We start from the raw sequence: 16,312 nt of genomic DNA on the forward strand, positions 1-16,312 counted from the left end.
TGCTTTTCGCTTATGCTTGTAAGCTATATTTTAATTATACTTTTTCGTATTAAATGTATATCCGATACCTCCGAGAACCTGTCCGAAAACAAAATCCTGACGTGCTTTGTCCGGTTTGTTGTTTAATGTGGTTTTAATGTCCCACATATTGATATAACCGGCTTTTCCTTCTACTCTCAGCATCCAGTTTTTCCAGAAAACAAGGTTAAGACTGGATCTGATATCGGTTCCCATCCCTGCAACGTGAAAACGGTCACTTCTTTCATTCCCAAAAAGCTTTACATTACTTTTTGGAAACATAAATCCGATTCCGGCTCCATAAGACCATACCAAATCTATATTTTTCTTATGAACAAGATTTCTGTATTTCTCAAGACCTAAATTTTCATAATTAAGTCCGTCCGTATGTTCGAAAGTAAGGAACTTCTGATCTGCAAGATTTACCTGCCCGTTTTGTACCATTGCTGCATATTCAGGATCTGAAATATGACCTTTGAAGTTAACGGTCTGGTTCTGATCCATCACATATTTCATATGGTCGATCCCTAAAACAAGGGCTAAGTTATCTTTAATAAAATACCCTAATCTGAAGTTATACTGCGTTACGGTAAACCAGCTTGGATCAAAATACACAATTCCAAATTTTGTAGGCCTGTCCTGTGCCGTTACATTATTCAGCTGGAAATCGTATCCGTTTCCGGTAAAATGGATATCAGAATTGCTGTAAGCCGCTCTGTTCCACCCGTAAAACACAAAAACCTGACCTTTTTTGTTTAATGGTAAAGGCTTTTCTTTTTTTTCAGCTTTGATCTTCTGTTTCTCACTCGCTACATATGACAAATCCTCTTCTACGGATCTGTTATAATTTGCAGTGTCAATTTTCTTATTTTGTGCAAACACAAAATTCGACATCATTAAGCCGACAACCAATAATCTTTTCATTTTCTACCTACGCATTCTTTTCTACAGCCGGGATAGGATCTGCATAATGTGCCAATCCATAATTTTGTGTCTGAGACAACTCAGGGTTTTTCACGTGCCACTCAAACTCATCTCTGAAGTGACGGATCGCTGCTGCAACCGGCCAGGCTGCTGCATCACCCAACGGACAAATCGTATTTCCCTCGATCTTTCTCTGGATATCCCAAAGCAGATCGATATCTTCCATTTTTCCTTCTCCTTTCTCGATTTTCTTTAAAATCTTGTACATCCATCCCGTACCTTCACGGCAAGGAGTACATTGTCCGCAACTTTCGTGGTTGTAGAATCTTGCCAATGTCATGGTGTGTTCTACAATACACTGGTCTTCATCCAATACGATGAAACCTCCTGAACCCATCATGGTTCCGGTAGCAAAACCACCGTCTGCCAATGACTCATAGTTCATATATCTTGGCTCTCCGTTCACCGTTCTCAGCAATAAATTTGCAGGAACAATAGGAACGGAACTTCCTCCCGGAATACAAGCCTTTAATCTTTTTCCGTCTTTAATACCACCGCAATATTCATCAGAATAGATAAATTCTTCTACAGTGATCGTCATATCAATTTCGTATACTCCCGGTTTGTTGATGTTTCCACAAGCCGAAATCAGCTTCGTACCTGTAGATCTTCCTACCCCGATTTTAGCATACTCAGCACCTGTAATATCAATGATCGGAACAATTGCTGCAATAGATTCAACGTTGTTTACTACCGTTGGTCTCTCCCAAAGACCTTTTACAGCCGGGAATGGTGGTTTTAATCTCGGATTACCTCTTTTTCCTTCAAGGGATTCAAGCAATGCAGTTTCTTCACCGCAGATATAAGCTCCACCACCTCTCTGTACATAGATTTCAAGATCGAAACCGGTTCCTAAAATATTTTTACCTAAAAATCCTGCTGCTTTAGCTTCTTCAATAGCTTCTTCAAGAATATCCGGGATCCATGAATATTCTCCACGGATGTAGATATAAGAAGTGTTGGAACCTAAACAGTAAGATGAAATGAGCATTCCTTCAATCAAAAGGTGAGGAAGGAACTCCATCAGATATCTGTCTTTGAATGTTCCGGGCTCAGATTCATCCGCATTTACCACAAGGTGTCTCGGAACGCCTTCTGGTTTTGCCAGAAAGCTCCATTTCATCCCTGTAGGGAATCCAGCTCCACCACGACCTCTTAATCCTGAAGTTTTTACTTCTTCAAGAATTTCGTCAGGAGTCATTTTCAAGGCTTTCTCAGCTGCAGTGTAACCTCCTTGCTTACGGTAGGTTTCAAAGTAGCGGATGCCTTCTATATGTGCGTCTTTAAGTAAAAGTTTTTTACTCATTGTTTATTATGCTTTTCGCTATTGGCTTTTGGCTTCTAGCTTTTATAATTATTAAAAAAAATAACTGAATAATTTAAAATCTAACATGTAGAATTTAAAATTTCTATTAGTCTAAAGCAAGTTGTCCCTGTCTGCAAAGCTCAAGGATTTCGTCTACTTTTTCTATCGTTAAATTTTCATGAAAGAACTTTCCAAGCTGCATCATTGGGGCATAACCACATGCTCCAAGACATTCAGCAGGCTTTAAAGTGAACATACCGTCTTCAGTAGTTTCCCCGTCTTTAATGTTCAGTTTCGTTCTGATATGGTTAAGGATCTTTTCGCTGCCACAAACCATACAAGGTCCTGTTCTGCAAACTTCCAGAACATATTTACCTACCGGCTTCATATTGAACATGGTATAGAAAGTAGCCACTTCATATACTTCGATCGGCTGGATACTTAATAGTCCGGCAACATAATCCATCACAGGAACATCTAACCATCCTCCGAATTCTTTCTGTGCCAGGTGAAGTACAGGAAGAAGAGCAGATTTCTGTCTTCCTTCAGGATATCTTGCGATAATTTTGTGTACCTGTGCTAAACTTTCCGGTTTAAAAGCTATTGTTTCGCTCATTTTTTATCTAAGATTTCAGATGTCAGATTTCAGACATCAGATTTTAAATTTATAGGTAAAGCTAAGTGTCCAACATCTGAAATCTGATGTGTGACAACTTATTTTTTATGCGTCTAATTCTCCCGCAATAATGTTCATACTACACATCGTTACAATGGCATCTGAAATTACAGAACCTGTAATCATTTCAGGATATGCCTGATAGTAAATGAAACATGGTCTTCTGAAGTGAAGCCTGTAAGGGCTTCTTCCTCCGTCGCTCACAAGATAGAAACCTAATTCTCCGTTTCCGCCTTCTACAGCATGATAAACTTCTCCTTTCGGTACATCAGTTTCTCCCATTACAATTTTGAAATGGTAGATCAGTGCTTCCATTTTCTGATATACATCTGCCTTTTCAGGAAGATAGAAATCAGGAACATCCGCATGGAATGGCCCTTCCGGAAGATTTTCGTATGCCTGTTTGATAATTTTGATAGATTCCCAGATTTCCTGCTGACGAACCATGAAACGGTCGTAAGTATCTCCTGAAGTTCCTACAGGAATAATAAAGTCGAAATCCTGGTATGAGGAATAAGGCTGTGCAACTCTTACATCGTAATCTACACCTGCTGCACGTAAGTTTGGACCTGTGAAACCGTAGCTTAATGCTCTTTCGGCAGAAATGGCTCCTGTACCGATGGTTCTGTCCATGAAAATTCTGTTTCTTTCCAACAGGGTACAGAATTCTTTGAATCTTGGTGGGAAAGTCTTCAGGAAGTCCTTGATCAATTCATGGAATTTAGGAGTGAAATCTCTTTCAAATCCTCCGATTCTTCCCATATTGGTTGTCATCCTTGCCCCACAGATCTGCTCATACATATCATAAATACGTTCTCTTTCGATGAACATATAAGTAAGACCTGTAATCGCTCCTGAGTCCATTCCGGTTACCCCGTTACAGATCAGGTGGTCACCGATTCTCGCCAGTTCCATCAGGATAACACGCATATAGTCTACACGTTTTGGAACTTCAACGCCAATCAGTTTCTCTACTGTCATGTGCCAGCCTAAATTATTGATCGGTGCAGAACAGTAGTTCATACGGTCCGTAAGGGTAGTGATCTGAGAATAGTTTCTTCTTTCGGAGATTTTCTCAAATGCTCTGTGGATATATCCTACCGTTTGCTCAGCATGAAGGATTCTTTCTCCGTCCATCGTTAAGATATTCTGGAAGATCCCGTGAGTGGCAGGGTGGGTAGGCCCTAAGTTGAGGGTGTATAGTTGCCCGTCAATCTGTTCCTTACTTTCGTACTGGTTTAGTATATTAGATAATGAGTTATCTTTCATAATTTAAATGCTTTAGGCTATAGGCTCTAGGCTTTAAGCTTACTGCTTGCTGCTTACTGCTTATTGCATTATTTTTTATCTTCCGAACATACTATCGTTCTTGTCGGTTCTTGTACCGTCTTCAAGTCGATATTCCTTCAACATTGGATGGTATCCAAGATCTTCCATATTCAGGATCGGTCTCAGATCCGGGTGACCTTTAAATTTAATTCCATAGAAATCATACGTTTCTCTTTCCATCCAGTTGGCACCTGCGTATAGATCCGTAAGAGAATCTACCTCAATATTTTCTCTGGACATGAAGATTTTCAGACGTAATCTGAAATTGGTCATCATATTATGCAGATGGTACACAACTCCTATTTCCTTTTCCGGGAATTCAGGATAGTGAATTCCGCAGACATCCGTAAGGAAATTGATCTCCAGAGATGAATCTTTCAGATAATGAATGATCTTCTTGATATCTTCTTTCTTTACTTCGATCGTCAGCATCCCATAAGGTTCTGAGCTTGAAATAACAGATTCCGGAAATTCTCTTGTGATTGCTTCTAATACAAATTCGTTTGTCATTTCCGTTTAGTTGCTTATGTTGTAAGAATCTAATAATTTCTGATATTCAGGCATGTCTCTTCTTCTGATGCTTTCGCTTTCTGCAAGAGCCTGTACCTGCATTACCCCTTCAATGATCTGTTCAGGTCTTGGAGGGCATCCCGGAACATATACGTCTACCGGAATAATTTTATCTATTCCCTGAAGTACAGAATAGGTATCAAAAATACCACCGCTGGAAGCACAAGCTCCAACTGCCACCACCCATTTAGGCTCTGCCATCTGAGTGTACACTTCCTTAAGGACTGGTCCTAATTTCTTTGATATAGTTCCGCAAACCATCAGCATATCTGCCTGTCTTGGTGAGAAAGAGTTTCTTTCCATACCAAACCTTGAAGCATCATAAGTAGGGTTCAGGGTAGCCATAAACTCGATACCGCAACAAGAGGTAGCAAATGGCAATGGCCAAAGTGAAAACTTTCTTGCCATCCCGATTACACTGCTCAGTTTTGTTGCGAAAAACCCTTCTCCTTCATAGCCTTCGGGAGCAGGTGCATCTGTTCTTATTACTGGTTTTTTATCTGACATTTTTAGTAAATATTTAAAGATTAAAATATTTAAAGATTAGAAAATAAGATCTTTACAATCTTTAAATTACTTAAATACATTCAATCTTTTAATGTTAAAATTTATTTATCCCAATCTAATGCGCCACGTTTCCAAACATAGAAAAACGCTACGAAGAAGATCGCAACGAACGTAAGCACCGCAAGGAATCCTTCTAAACCGAATTCTCTGAAGTTTACTGCATAGGGATAAAAAAATACGATTTCAATATCGAATAGTACGAACAATACCGCAGTCAGGAAGTACTTGATAGAAAACGGTGTTCTTGCATTTCCTTCTACAGGAACCCCACATTCCCAACTTTGGTTTTTTACAGAATTTCCTTTTTTCTGTTGTGGACCTAAAAAATGTGCTCCAAGCAAAGAAACAGCGACAAATCCTACTGCTACACCTGCCTGGATAAGGATTGGAATATAACTTTCAGGTAAATTCATTTTTGCATTATTATCTCAATTTGCAAATTTAGCGAATAAACAAGAAAGCATGAAATTTATCAGCTTAAAAGTAGGATGAAAATGGGCAAAACTTACAATTTAGAATCAATAAAAATAACGGGTTATTTCTTCATTTTTTTAAGGAGAGAATAGGCCATAAATGAAATGTAACCAAAAAGAACACTGGCATAAACAATGTTGACCGCTGTGTTGGTCTTATCATCCTGAGACTGAAAAAACAGATTGTAAGAGATAAATCCTGCGATGAGAATGGCAAAAATAATGAGCTGTGGTTTCATAAGTGAAAGGTTTGAGGGTGGGAGAGTATTAAAGTGTACGTTTGATTGATCTCTGTTTTTATTACTCATTTATCGTCATCGAATAAGTTCTTCTTCTCTTATGATTTACCGGGTTGTAATCCTGCCATAGCAGTTGAATACTTTTGTTTTCTTCAAGCTCAGGATTGGTTTCCAGGAATTTTACTCCTTTTTTCTTAAAGACATCAAAGATTTCTTTGAAAATAATGGAAGTTACCCCTCTTCTCTGATAATCGGGATGAATTCCAATCAGGTAAAAATTAGCCCTGTCGTTCTTTCTTCCGGCTTTTAAGAAATGCCACCATCCGAACGGAAGAAGTTTTCCTCCTGACTTCTGTAAGGCTTTGGAATAGGAAGGCATAGTAATCGCAAACGAAATCAGATGATTGTGCTCATCAACGATACAAACGATAAAATCTTTATCAATCAGTTTAAAATACTTTTCCTTATAGGTTTTACGCTGTTCGTCAGAAATAGGGGTGTAAGTGGAAAGATGTTTGTAGGTTTCATCTAAAAGATCAAACATAGGATCCACATACTGAAGGATTTCTTCCTTGTTTTTAAATCTTAAGACTCTCAGCTTGTATTTCTCAGAAATCAGTGCATTGAATTTGTGAATTTTTTCAGGTAAAGATTCCGGGAACTGGATTTCAAATTCTACCCATTCTTTTTCTTTTACCCATCCCAGTTTTTCAAGATGTTTTGGATAGTAATGATTATTGTATATTCCAATCATGGTAGCCAATTGGTCAAACCCTTGGATCAGCATTCCTGCTTTATCAAGATTGGTGAAACCCATAGGACCTTCAATGGTGTCTATATTTTTTTCACGGGCATAGTCAACGGCCTTTTCTAATAACGCTTTTGAAACTTCTTCGTCATCAATAAAGTCAATCCATCCGAAACGTACTTTTCTGATCCCTAATTCTCTTTCTTCCTTATGGTTGATCAGAACAGCAATTCTACCGGCGATACTGTTGTTTTTATAGGCGAGATACTGTCTGGCTTCAGAATATTGAAGGGCCGGATTTTCATCAGCATTCCAAATATTGATTTCATCATTGATAAAGGATGGGACGTAGTACGGGTTATTTTTGTACAGATCCATCGGAAATCTTACAAATTGCTTGAGCTGAGCGGGAGTTTTAACTTCAATAATTGAAACTGTAGACATGTTTTTTGAGCGTAATTAGAGGACAAATATAAATAATAAAATCTTATACTTTGGCACAGTTTTTATATCATTATGGGTAAAAAATGAACACAAAATCTATATAAAATGGCGGGTTATTATATCATTATTGGTATTTCAATGCTGGTGAGCTGGTGGGTTTCGTCCAGATTGAAATCAAAATTTGAATATTATTCCAATGTACATCTTAGAAACGGACTTTCGGGAAAAGAAGTAGCGGAAAAAATGTTGAGAGATAACGGGATCAATGATGTTCAGGTAATATCAGTTCCCGGGCAGTTGACGGACCACTATAATCCGGCAGATAAAACGGTTAACCTCTCTGAAGGGGTTTATATGCAGAGGAATGCGGCCGCAGCAGCTGTGGCAGCACACGAATGCGGACACGCAGTACAACATGCAGTAGGATATTCTATGTTGAATTTACGTTCAAAACTGGTTCCTATTGTTAATATAAGCTCCAACCTGATGCAGTTTGTCCTTATCGCAGGTATTGCGGTGATGGCGGCATCAAGAAGTATTGAAAATCCAAATGGAAACACAACGGTGCTGGCAATTGGAGTAGCCATGTTTGCTGTGACTACACTTTTTGCCTTTGTAACATTGCCGGTGGAATACGATGCGAGTAACAGAGCAATGAAGTGGCTTAAAGATACAGGAACTGTTACTGCTGAAGAATTCGTAGGGGTACAGGACAGTCTGAAATGGGCTGCCAGAACTTATGTGGTTGCCGCTTTAGGTTCTCTTGCTCAGCTTCTTTACTGGGGCTCTTTGCTTCTCGGTGGAAGAAGGGATTAATCATTAAATTCAAATGAAACATATTGCATCTCGGAAAGTTTTTCCGAGATGTTTTCTTTTTGTGCCAGTTTCAGGGAGGCTGTCAGCACACAGTTTTCGTTGGCATCAAAATTCAGGACCTTGGCATCAAACTTCGAAAGCAAAGTAAAGATCGTATTCTGCTGATTGAAATTGAAGTGAATTTCAATTTCAGTTTCCAGTTCTCTTGTAATGATATGGGATTCTTCTAAGGTGATTTTGGCAGATTCTTTATAAGCTTTTACCAAACCTGAAACGCCCAGTTTGGTTCCCCCGTAATAACGGACTGAAATGACAAGCACATTCGTTATTTCATTGGCTAAGAGTTGATTGTAAATAGGCAGTCCGGCGCTTCCCGAAGGTTCACCGTCATCATTGGCACGGTAATTTTCGCCATTTAATCCCATTCTGAAAGCATAGCAGTGGTGGGTTGCCTTGGGATGTTCTTCCCTTACTTTTTCCAGGGCAGCTTTCAGCTCACGTTCATTATTGACAGGGTAGGCAAATCCTAAGAACTTGCTTCCTTTTTCCTTTAATAAAGTATTTTCTATGGGTTTTTCTATGGTTTTGTATTCAAACGTCATTCTGAATTCCGGCTTTATTGATGCAAAAATATTAAATGCTTTATTAATCTGCATCATGATCATAAAGTAAGCCGTCAAAAATATGACGGCTTACCTGTTTTTTTAATGTAAAAGTTGTTTTTAAATTCCATCTCCGCAGAGATCCATTGGAATGAGGCACATATAGCTTGTAGGGCCACAAAAATCCTGAGGACATCTGTCTCTGCATCTGGTAGGTTCTCCGTTCGGTAATGTACAGGTTACAAAAACACCTCCCTGAATGGTTCTTAGTCCGGCTCTGGATACTTTTTTCAAATTTTTCATAGCTTGATTTTTATAGGTTAGTAGTCGGTACGGGCTCAGAAATTTAGCAAGGGAATGATCCGACTTCCCAAGGTGGCGGACAACTCATGCTTGAAGGTGTTGCACAGCAGTGCTGCAGGGATGGCGGATAAAAAGAACAGCATTCAGGAGCATTTCCTCCTTTCATTTCTTTCAGTTTTGGTCTTGAGATTTTCTTTAAATTTTTCATAGTAATTCTTTTGTAATTACTAATGTAAAGATATTATTTCATTTGAGGGTGATAAAATGGAATAATTTTAAGATATCTTTCTGATTTTAGTCGGGTTAGGAAGTCTGGTGCCGGATGCTATGAAGGTACAAAAGCAGAACCACAGGCTCCCGGCTTTTATGTTTATAATTTCCTCAGTCCGGATTCAGATTATTTTACATTGAAAAATGAAATTAAATTATCTCTGTATGTTTCTGTTTTGATTGCTTTATGACTGAATTCAGGAGCTTTGGTTCCGTTTTCAAGTAATAAACCATCATTTTTAATGACTATTGCTTCATCCCAAAGACCGGAATCAATGAATTGCTGTAATGTAAATCTGCCACCTTCAATAATTACGGACTGTATCTGTTCTTTATATAGGGCATCCATCAATTCGTGCAGGAAATTTTCTTTATTGATCTTAATAAACTGAATATTGTTTTCTGTTCCTTCTTTAACGGAATTTAAAACCAATGTCCTTGCTTCGTCATTATAAATCTTAAAGTGCTGAGGAACTTTTAAATCGAAATCGATCAGGATTCTGACAGGATTTGTGCCTTCAGCATTGCGCACCGTTAAACCGGGATTGTCATTTAATGCGGTTTGTGTTCCTACCAAAATGGCATGTTCATCGGCTCTTAACTGATGTACGAATTGATTGACCAGAGAATTTGAAATTGGAGTAGGTTTAAAGTCCTTATCCAGAAATCCATCGCCGGATTCTGCCCATTTCAGAATAATATAAGGTCTTTTCTTTTCATGATAGGTGAAAAAGCGCTTGTTCAGGTTTATACAGTCCTGCTCAAGAATTCCTGATACGGCTTCAATTCCCGCATCCTGAATGATTTTTTTTCCTTTGCCGTTTACTTTGTCATGAGAGTCCATTGCTCCGATCACTACTTTTTTAAAGCCAAGCTCTTTGATCTTTAAAGCACACGGCGGTGTTTTTCCATAGTGTGCACAAGGCTCCAGGGAAACATAAATAGTGGATTCCGGAATCAGCTCTTTATTTTCAACGGAATTGATAGCATTGATTTCTGCATGGTTTTCTCCCGCTTTATGATGGTATCCTTCACCAATGATCTTTCCGTTGTGCACAATTACGCTGCCAACAAGGGGATTGGGATAGGTTTTGCCCAGTGCTTTCTGAGCCAGCTCAATACATCTTTTAATATAAAGTTCGTCGTTATTCATATCTGTAAAAAGAAAAAGCGAAGACAAATTGCTTTGCTCCGCCTTTATTTATTGTGTTAAGATTTATTCTCCGGTAATGATGTTGTGGAGATTCTGTTTTAATGTTTCCAGATGAGCTTTCTTTTCATCAATCGTATTGTACGTGTCTCTCAGAAGAGGATTTTCTCTTGATGGTTTGTTGAAGAAAGAAAGGTTGTTTTCAAGCTTAACGATTTCAGCTTCAAGATCAGAGATTTGGTTTTTGATCTTCCTTGCTTTATCTGTAAGCTGGTTTTCTGATAATCCTTCTTCTTTAAGTTCAAGCTCGTTGATCTTATTGATCTTTAATTTATCTCTTAATGTCTTGTTAAATTCAGAATTGATAGAAATTTTATCTCTTGGTACTTTACCGATATTATTCCAGGCTGTTTTGATCGCTTCGATTTTCTCAATGCTTCCTTCGTCGTTGGAAACCATTTTCAGTTCATCAAGAAGAGCTTTTTTATTTTTATAATTTTCTTTCCAGTTGTCTGTAGAGGTATTGCTCTTTTCTCTGTAATTATTGAAGAATGAATTACAGGCATCACGGAATTCATCCCAGATCTTATTGGTCATGCTTTTAGGAACATGTCCGATCTTTTTCCAGTCTTCCTGCAGTTTTTTGAATAACGGAACGGAGATATCCCATTCTTCGTTGTTCATATTGTCCTGCGCCGTCTGGATCAGTTTTAATTTTTCTTCCAGATTGGCCTGCTGAGAACCTTTCAGTGATTTATAATAATTGTTTTTTGTGGTATTGAATCCTCTCAGCGTTGTTTTGAAGTCATTCCAGTTCTGGTTAGACAGTTTTCTTGGTACACTTCCGGTCTTTAAGAACTCAGAGCGTAGATCTTCCACTCTTTTAATGGCATTTTGCCAGTAGTTGTGGTTAGGCGTTTCCGATGGCTCGGAAAGTTTTTTGATCTCGGCGATGATCTCATTTTTCTTTTCCAGGTTCGCGGCCTGCTCTTTTTCAATGGATGCGGAAAGCTCAGATTTTCTTTCGTGAATTTTGTTGGAGATTTCTTTGAATTCTTCCCATGTTTTTTCACGGAATTCTTCAGCTACCGGTTCCGCTTCTTCCTTCCACAGTTTATGAAGATACTGAAGCTCATTCAGTGCTTTCTGAATCACAGGTTCGTTTTCCAGTTCTTTGGCACGGGCAATGATGTGTTCTCTTTTCTCCAGGTTGTGGCTGTATTCCTGCTCAAGAAATTCTTTGTTAAGATCCAGCATCTGATAGAATTGGTTCAGGTGGTGGAAATAGTTATTGTTAAGAATTTTAAACTCAGATTTGGCAACCTGTCCGGCTTTTGACCAGTCTTCCTTGATCTCACGGATGGATTTGAAAAGATTGGTTCCCGGCTCAGAATTGGTATAGAGGTTTTTAAGTTTTTCAATAATGTTCTGGCGGTATTCCAGGTTTTTTTTCTGTTCCTCTTCCTGTCCTTTCTGGAAGTGGTCATGCTTTTCCCTGAAAATATTGACCAAAGCAGAATATTTTGCCTGTGAAGGATGTTCATAGCTGAAATTTTCAGGAGCATTTCCGGCATCGGTGTACTCATGTTTCTTATCCTCCACTTCATCATGAATGTAGTGACTTGCTTTTTCCTTCAACTGGTTGAATCTTTTAAAATTCTCGCCTGCGTTGGGAGTATTAATGATTTTTTCCATTTCCTTTAAAGCATCAGCCAGAGAAATCTCAACCTCTTCATGTTCCTCCATATGTTCTGCGTCATCTTCATGGGGAGCTGCATCATGAGAAGCTGTGTTTTCCGATGTTTCCTGAGATACTTCGTTAGGAATCTTGTTTTCTTCGTTTTCAGAAAGATTGTTTTCTGTAATCATAGCAAATCTTTTATGTGAGTGGCGTTAATATCCTTTTTAAATATAGCTGTAAAGCCAATTAAAGTACTAATTTATGTTATTTTTTTTGAAAATTCCAAATTTCCCAAGCTTTTTCTGCTTGCTGCTCAAGCATATAATAACCGTTTACTGTTTTTGCTCCTTTTTCAGAGGCGTTGATGATAAACCGGGTGTAGTTGGGGTTGTATATTAAATCAATCACCAGATGGTCTGAAGACAGTGCTTCGAAAGGAAAGTCCAGGCAGTCATCCACATTAGGGAATGTTCCTACCGGTGTGCACTGGATGATGATTTTATGATCCTGGACCGTTTCAGCATCCAGGTTTTCAAAGTTGACTTCTGAGTTTCTGGAAATGATCTGAGAAGGGATCTGATGTTTGTCCAAAACATATTTTACGGCTTTTGCAGCACCTCCATTTCCTAAAATTAAAGCTTTATCCTGTGAAGGTTTCTTATGAAGGAGAAGGGTCTTTTCAAAACCGAATGCATCCGTATTATAGCCGGTTTTTTTACCGTTTTGAATCAGCACACAGTTAACGGCACCTATTTTCTCTGCCTCATCGCTCAATTCGTCCAGATAATCAATGATTTTTTCTTTGTAAGGAATCGTAACATTGAATCCCAGAAGTTCCGGAGAAGAAAAGAGGTTTTCAACTTCATTGATTTCGTTCAGGTCAAAAATATCGTAGGAAAAGTCCTTCAGCATTAGCTTTTGAAACTTATTTTCGAAGAATTTTTTAGAAAAAGAATAGGAAATATTCCGTCCTATCAATCCTAATTTTTTGTTGGAATCCATATGATCAAAAATAAAAAAAAGACCGGAAAAATCCGGCCTTTGATTTGAATTATTTTTTAATAATTAATCTACAATGAATTTAGTAGAGAAATGATCTGTTTTCAGAATGTAAGTTCCTTTTGTTAATCCTTTTAAATTGATTTTGTTTGAATGTCTGAAAGGATTGGCAATTGTTTCAATTAATTTTCCTGAAAGATCATAGATGTCAGCCTTTGAAATTTTGCCAAGATTTTCTCCTTTTACAAACAGTTCGTTGTTTCTTACCGGGTTAGGGTAGATGGTAAACTCTGATTTGTCTTTTTTAACCTCAGATGTAGCCAGTGTGGAACACGTCCATGTAAGATCATCCATTGCAACTCTGTCGTTATTTGGATTTACAATTTTAATCACAACATCACCACTTACACCCACATTGATTGTGTTAGTTGCTACAGTAGTAGTATACGGAATCGTACCTACCAAAACATCATTCACAAAAACATTTAATGTGCCGTTGCTTCCACCATACTTACGTTGAGTAGTTAATGTTAGAGCCTGAACTCCTCCTGCAATTGTAGAACTTGTTAATGTACCTTTTTGAGTACAAACTGCTTTACCATTAATGGTTTCGTCAGTTCTTGCAAGAGTTGCTGTCCATGTTATATTATTATTAGTCCATGTTCTGGTAGCATATGAACTTGCCTGGCTTGTTCCATCCTGCATGGTGCTGAAATCCTCAGTTCCACAGCCTCCTGTTCCTACAGGTCCGTCAAGAGTAGTTTCTGTTGCAGTCGTACTTTGTGGTGAAGAGTTTCCGGCAGCATCTTTGGCTATCACATAGAATACATATTGTGTCAGTGGAGATAATCCTGTTACTACCGTAGATGTAGAGGTTCCGTTTACTGTAGCTTTTAAAACGCCGTTTGCATAAACAAGGTAAGATGCTACTCCCACATTATCAGTAGCTGCTGTCCAGCTTACCGCAATAGAGTTTGAAGTAGGGTTGTTAGCGATCAGATTGGTTGCAGCAGTAGGTGGCGTAGTGTCCAGAACCGGAGTTCCCCAGATTTGGGCTGCATATTCAGGGTGATCAATAAATGGATTTCTATTTCCCTGATAATTGTATGACGCATTATTTCTTGAAATTTCTTCCGGAGATACAGGATCCATAATATGCCATTCCATATACTGTTTTAGTGCCCAAGCCTGTAAACCGGGGAATGAAGAGCCTCCTAACATATTTCCTGAAGAAAAGCTGGCAAGTTTAGTTTCATATCTTGTTACAAAATAAAAAATCATTCTGGCAACATCTCCTTTAAATGCATCAATAGGCTCAAATACAGTTCCTGAATAGCCTTGTGAAACAGAATTACCCAGTTTGGAGAAGTTTTGAGAAGTAAAAGTTGGAACGCCTACTTTTCCAAATGGGAAACTGGATCTCATTCCATTTACTTTTCCATCGGTGGCACGGATAAAGTGAACATCTGCAACCATTGGTGAAGCTTCATTGAAAAGACTTTGAGGGATAATGTGTTCTCTGTTATAGCAATCTCCTTCATTACTGTAATTTCCACATTTTTTAAGGCCGGGTGTATAGTTGTATGGGTCAGCACCGTTAGGGTTCTCAGAGTAAATATCCAGGACTGTTCCGTCATTTTCATAGAAATAATCCCGATCTGTGGTATTGTAAGCTGTCCACAGCCCATCATATCCATGGTCAACATGTCCGTTTTCTATTATATTCTTCAGTGCTGTTTTAAGCGGAGCACCTGTTAAACCTGCTGCATTATCATAATATCCGGCAGGAATCTGTGCCAGACCACATATAAATGCAAAGCTTAATAAAAAAAAAGATAAAATTCGTTTCATTTTTTTAAAATTGGGGCGTAAAGGTACAAAAAAATGAAACCCAAAAAGTTTTTTTCAGTTAAATCTATAAACTTAATAGATTAATTTTTAGTAATATACTCTTTGCTGATTTTTGAGAAGAACCAGGAAATGGCGATTCCGAATATAGAAGCGGTAAGCGCTACGATGAGATAATTTTTTCCCACGATTTTTACCGGGAAAGGAAGCGCTTCATTGGCTCTGAAGAATTCGGTGTAAAGCTGGAAATAGCAGAGTGCTGTTCCAAAGATCAGACCGGTAATGACTCCCGAAACCACAATAAGGATTCCAGTATAGAAATAGGTCATTCTTAAATGGCTTAAAGGAAAGCCCAGTGAAATAAGAGATTTTGCCTGTTCTTTTTTATCAAGCTGAAGGATGATGATCGCTCCGGCAAGATTAAAGGTTGTAATAAAGATCACCAGGGCAAAAATCAGATAAATAAACAGTTTTTCTGTATTGATCATCTTCCAGAAGGCGGCATTTTCCTCTTCTTTTGTTTTGACCTCAATATTTTTTCCCAGAGAAGAAACCAGGCTTTGCTTTACAGCGTCTGCGTTTTCCGGATTTTTTAATTTAATGACAATCTGGTAAGCTGATCTTTTAGGCAGATTCAATAGTTCTTCCGTCAGCTCAATAGGAGAAACGATGTAATTGTCCAGCTGATCTTTTCCAGGAAAAACTCCTGTAACCAGAATATCCCTTTTGTTGTAAATATCTTCTTCTTTACTGATGATTCCGGTTCCCGGCTTAGGCATAAAAACCGTTGCATAGTGATTGGATGAATCGACCGGAATAGATAATCTGTTATCCAGACTGTTCTCCATCAATACTTCATTGGAATATCTGAAGCTTGGATAAGTTCCGTAGAATACTTCTTTATTGATGGGATTTACCTTAACATAAGCAGAATCAACACCTCTTAAATAGGCAATATCACCTTTTCCATTGAAGCTGATATATACTTTTTCCTCAATCACGCGGGAAAAACTGCTGATCTCTTTGGTTCTGCTTAAAACAGTATTGACTTTATCCAGATCTTTGATGGTCTTTCCTGAAGTACTTTTTATCGTCAGATCCGCATGCAGATTGGAAATAAGATCTTTATTCAGATCCTCAAGTCCGGAAAAAACTGAAATAATAACGAACATTGCAGCCACAGCAACCGTCATGGCACCTACGGCCAGCCACGTGATGAACGTAACGGCAGTACTGCCTTTCTTTGCCAGAAGGTATCTGGATGCTATGTAAAATGCAATATTCTTCAA

Annotated in this window: 18 protein-coding genes; 1 reads left to right on the forward strand and 17 read right to left on the reverse strand. The window is 38.4% G+C overall.

All coding sequences use genetic code 11. The features are described 5' to 3' along the window. Window positions 1–30: 30 nt before the first annotated feature. The 9 genes from BBI00_RS19390 to BBI00_RS19425 form a co-directional block, all read right to left on the reverse strand. Window positions 31–942, reverse strand: coding sequence for a hypothetical protein (locus tag BBI00_RS19390; RefSeq protein WP_123902323.1), 912 nt, complete (start codon window positions 940–942; stop codon window positions 31–33). Between the two features lie 7 nt (window positions 943–949). After that, entirely contained in the window at window positions 950–2,308 is a 1,359-nt protein-coding gene (nuoF, locus tag BBI00_RS19395) for an NADH-quinone oxidoreductase subunit NuoF (protein ID WP_065400510.1), read from the reverse strand. Between the two features lie 106 nt (window positions 2,309–2,414). Beyond that, a complete protein-coding gene (locus BBI00_RS19400; protein WP_065400511.1) occupies window positions 2,415–2,924 on the reverse strand; it encodes an NADH-quinone oxidoreductase subunit NuoE family protein in 510 nt (169 codons plus the stop codon). Window positions 2,925–3,029: 105 nt separating this feature from the next. Beyond that, window positions 3,030–4,253 carry an NADH dehydrogenase (quinone) subunit D gene (nuoD, locus tag BBI00_RS19405; RefSeq protein ID WP_065400512.1) on the reverse strand — a complete coding sequence of 408 codons (1,224 nt, stop codon included), beginning with the start codon at window positions 4,251–4,253 and terminating at the stop codon, window positions 3,030–3,032. 75 nt (window positions 4,254–4,328) lie between these two features. Continuing rightward, window positions 4,329–4,823, reverse strand: coding sequence for an NADH-quinone oxidoreductase subunit C (locus BBI00_RS19410; RefSeq protein ID WP_065400513.1), 495 nt, complete (start codon window positions 4,821–4,823; stop codon window positions 4,329–4,331). Between the two features lie 6 nt (window positions 4,824–4,829). Next, on the reverse strand, window positions 4,830–5,390 hold the full coding sequence (locus BBI00_RS19415; RefSeq protein ID WP_002983540.1) for an NADH-quinone oxidoreductase subunit B: 561 nt from the start codon (window positions 5,388–5,390) through the stop codon (window positions 4,830–4,832). Between the two features lie 101 nt (window positions 5,391–5,491). Continuing rightward, window positions 5,492–5,863, reverse strand: a complete 372-nt coding sequence (locus BBI00_RS19420; RefSeq protein WP_065400514.1) for an NADH-quinone oxidoreductase subunit A — start codon at window positions 5,861–5,863, stop codon at window positions 5,492–5,494. A gap of 122 nt (window positions 5,864–5,985) precedes the next feature. After that, entirely contained in the window at window positions 5,986–6,162 is a 177-nt protein-coding gene (locus BBI00_RS23435; protein ID WP_165602567.1) for a hypothetical protein, read from the reverse strand. Between the two features lie 61 nt (window positions 6,163–6,223). Then, the gene (locus tag BBI00_RS19425) at window positions 6,224–7,354 is read right to left on the reverse strand and encodes a GNAT family N-acetyltransferase (RefSeq protein WP_065400515.1); all 1,131 of its coding nucleotides are present in this window, start codon (window positions 7,352–7,354) and stop codon (window positions 6,224–6,226) included. A gap of 105 nt (window positions 7,355–7,459) precedes the next feature. Here BBI00_RS19425 and BBI00_RS19430 point away from each other — a divergent pair, with 105 nt between their 5' ends. Next, the gene (locus BBI00_RS19430; protein ID WP_027373527.1) at window positions 7,460–8,170 is read left to right on the forward strand and encodes a zinc metallopeptidase; all 711 of its coding nucleotides are present in this window, start codon (window positions 7,460–7,462) and stop codon (window positions 8,168–8,170) included. Here BBI00_RS19430 and BBI00_RS19435 read toward each other — a convergent pair. The 8 genes from BBI00_RS19435 to BBI00_RS19465 form a co-directional block, all read right to left on the reverse strand. Further along, a complete protein-coding gene (locus BBI00_RS19435; RefSeq protein ID WP_228394808.1) occupies window positions 8,167–8,826 on the reverse strand; it encodes an IMPACT family protein in 660 nt (219 codons plus the stop codon). The two genes, BBI00_RS19430 and BBI00_RS19435, sit on opposite strands and share 4 nt — an antisense overlap. A 66-nt stretch (window positions 8,827–8,892) precedes the next feature. Beyond that, a complete protein-coding gene (locus BBI00_RS19440; protein WP_065400516.1) occupies window positions 8,893–9,075 on the reverse strand; it encodes a bacteriocin-like protein in 183 nt (60 codons plus the stop codon). A gap of 43 nt (window positions 9,076–9,118) precedes the next feature. Beyond that, window positions 9,119–9,283, reverse strand: a complete 165-nt coding sequence (locus BBI00_RS23440) for a hypothetical protein (protein WP_165602568.1) — start codon at window positions 9,281–9,283, stop codon at window positions 9,119–9,121. A 189-nt stretch (window positions 9,284–9,472) separates the two neighbouring features. Continuing rightward, the gene (ribD, locus tag BBI00_RS19445; protein WP_065400517.1) at window positions 9,473–10,498 is read right to left on the reverse strand and encodes a bifunctional diaminohydroxyphosphoribosylaminopyrimidine deaminase/5-amino-6-(5-phosphoribosylamino)uracil reductase RibD; all 1,026 of its coding nucleotides are present in this window, start codon (window positions 10,496–10,498) and stop codon (window positions 9,473–9,475) included. A gap of 63 nt (window positions 10,499–10,561) precedes the next feature. After that, complete coding sequence (locus BBI00_RS19450; protein ID WP_065400518.1) at window positions 10,562–12,364, reverse strand: DUF349 domain-containing protein; 1,803 nt, start codon at window positions 12,362–12,364, stop codon at window positions 10,562–10,564. A gap of 76 nt (window positions 12,365–12,440) precedes the next feature. After that, window positions 12,441–13,178 (reverse strand): shikimate dehydrogenase family protein, encoded by a 738-nt coding sequence (locus BBI00_RS19455; RefSeq protein ID WP_065400519.1) that lies wholly within the window; start codon window positions 13,176–13,178, stop codon window positions 12,441–12,443. 63 nt (window positions 13,179–13,241) lie between these two features. Continuing rightward, window positions 13,242–15,026, reverse strand: coding sequence for an endonuclease (locus BBI00_RS19460; protein WP_065400520.1), 1,785 nt, complete (start codon window positions 15,024–15,026; stop codon window positions 13,242–13,244). 80 nt (window positions 15,027–15,106) lie between these two features. After that, the gene (locus tag BBI00_RS19465) at window positions 15,107–16,312 is read right to left on the reverse strand and encodes an ABC transporter permease (protein WP_065400521.1); all 1,206 of its coding nucleotides are present in this window, start codon (window positions 16,310–16,312) and stop codon (window positions 15,107–15,109) included.

This window comes from Chryseobacterium arthrosphaerae (assembly GCF_001684965.1).
GTDB classification, from domain to species: domain Bacteria; phylum Bacteroidota; class Bacteroidia; order Flavobacteriales; family Weeksellaceae; genus Chryseobacterium; species Chryseobacterium arthrosphaerae.

Coding starts and splice junctions, on each gene's coding strand:
- BBI00_RS19390 (WP_123902323.1), bottom strand. CDS start 942: ATGAAAAGATTATTGGTTGTCGGCTTAATGATGTCGAATTTTGTGTTT.
- nuoF (WP_065400510.1), bottom strand. CDS start 2,308: ATGAGTAAAAAACTTTTACTTAAAGACGCACATATAGAAGGCATCCGC.
- BBI00_RS19400 (WP_065400511.1), bottom strand. CDS start 2,924: ATGAGCGAAACAATAGCTTTTAAACCGGAAAGTTTAGCACAGGTACAC.
- nuoD (WP_065400512.1), bottom strand. CDS start 4,253: ATGAAAGATAACTCATTATCTAATATACTAAACCAGTACGAAAGTAAG.
- BBI00_RS19410 (WP_065400513.1), bottom strand. CDS start 4,823: ATGACAAACGAATTTGTATTAGAAGCAATCACAAGAGAATTTCCGGAA.
- BBI00_RS19415 (WP_002983540.1), bottom strand. CDS start 5,390: ATGTCAGATAAAAAACCAGTAATAAGAACAGATGCACCTGCTCCCGAA.
- BBI00_RS19420 (WP_065400514.1), bottom strand. CDS start 5,863: ATGAATTTACCTGAAAGTTATATTCCAATCCTTATCCAGGCAGGTGTA.
- BBI00_RS23435 (WP_165602567.1), bottom strand. CDS start 6,162: ATGAAACCACAGCTCATTATTTTTGCCATTCTCATCGCAGGATTTATC.
- BBI00_RS19425 (WP_065400515.1), bottom strand. CDS start 7,354: ATGTCTACAGTTTCAATTATTGAAGTTAAAACTCCCGCTCAGCTCAAG.
- BBI00_RS19430 (WP_027373527.1), top strand. CDS start 7,460: ATGGCGGGTTATTATATCATTATTGGTATTTCAATGCTGGTGAGCTGG.
- BBI00_RS19435 (WP_228394808.1), bottom strand. CDS start 8,826: ATGCAGATTAATAAAGCATTTAATATTTTTGCATCAATAAAGCCGGAA.
- BBI00_RS19440 (WP_065400516.1), bottom strand. CDS start 9,075: ATGAAAAATTTGAAAAAAGTATCCAGAGCCGGACTAAGAACCATTCAG.
- BBI00_RS23440 (WP_165602568.1), bottom strand. CDS start 9,283: ATGAAAAATTTAAAGAAAATCTCAAGACCAAAACTGAAAGAAATGAAA.
- ribD (WP_065400517.1), bottom strand. CDS start 10,498: ATGAATAACGACGAACTTTATATTAAAAGATGTATTGAGCTGGCTCAG.
- BBI00_RS19450 (WP_065400518.1), bottom strand. CDS start 12,364: ATGATTACAGAAAACAATCTTTCTGAAAACGAAGAAAACAAGATTCCT.
- BBI00_RS19455 (WP_065400519.1), bottom strand. CDS start 13,178: ATGGATTCCAACAAAAAATTAGGATTGATAGGACGGAATATTTCCTAT.
- BBI00_RS19460 (WP_065400520.1), bottom strand. CDS start 15,026: ATGAAACGAATTTTATCTTTTTTTTTATTAAGCTTTGCATTTATATGT.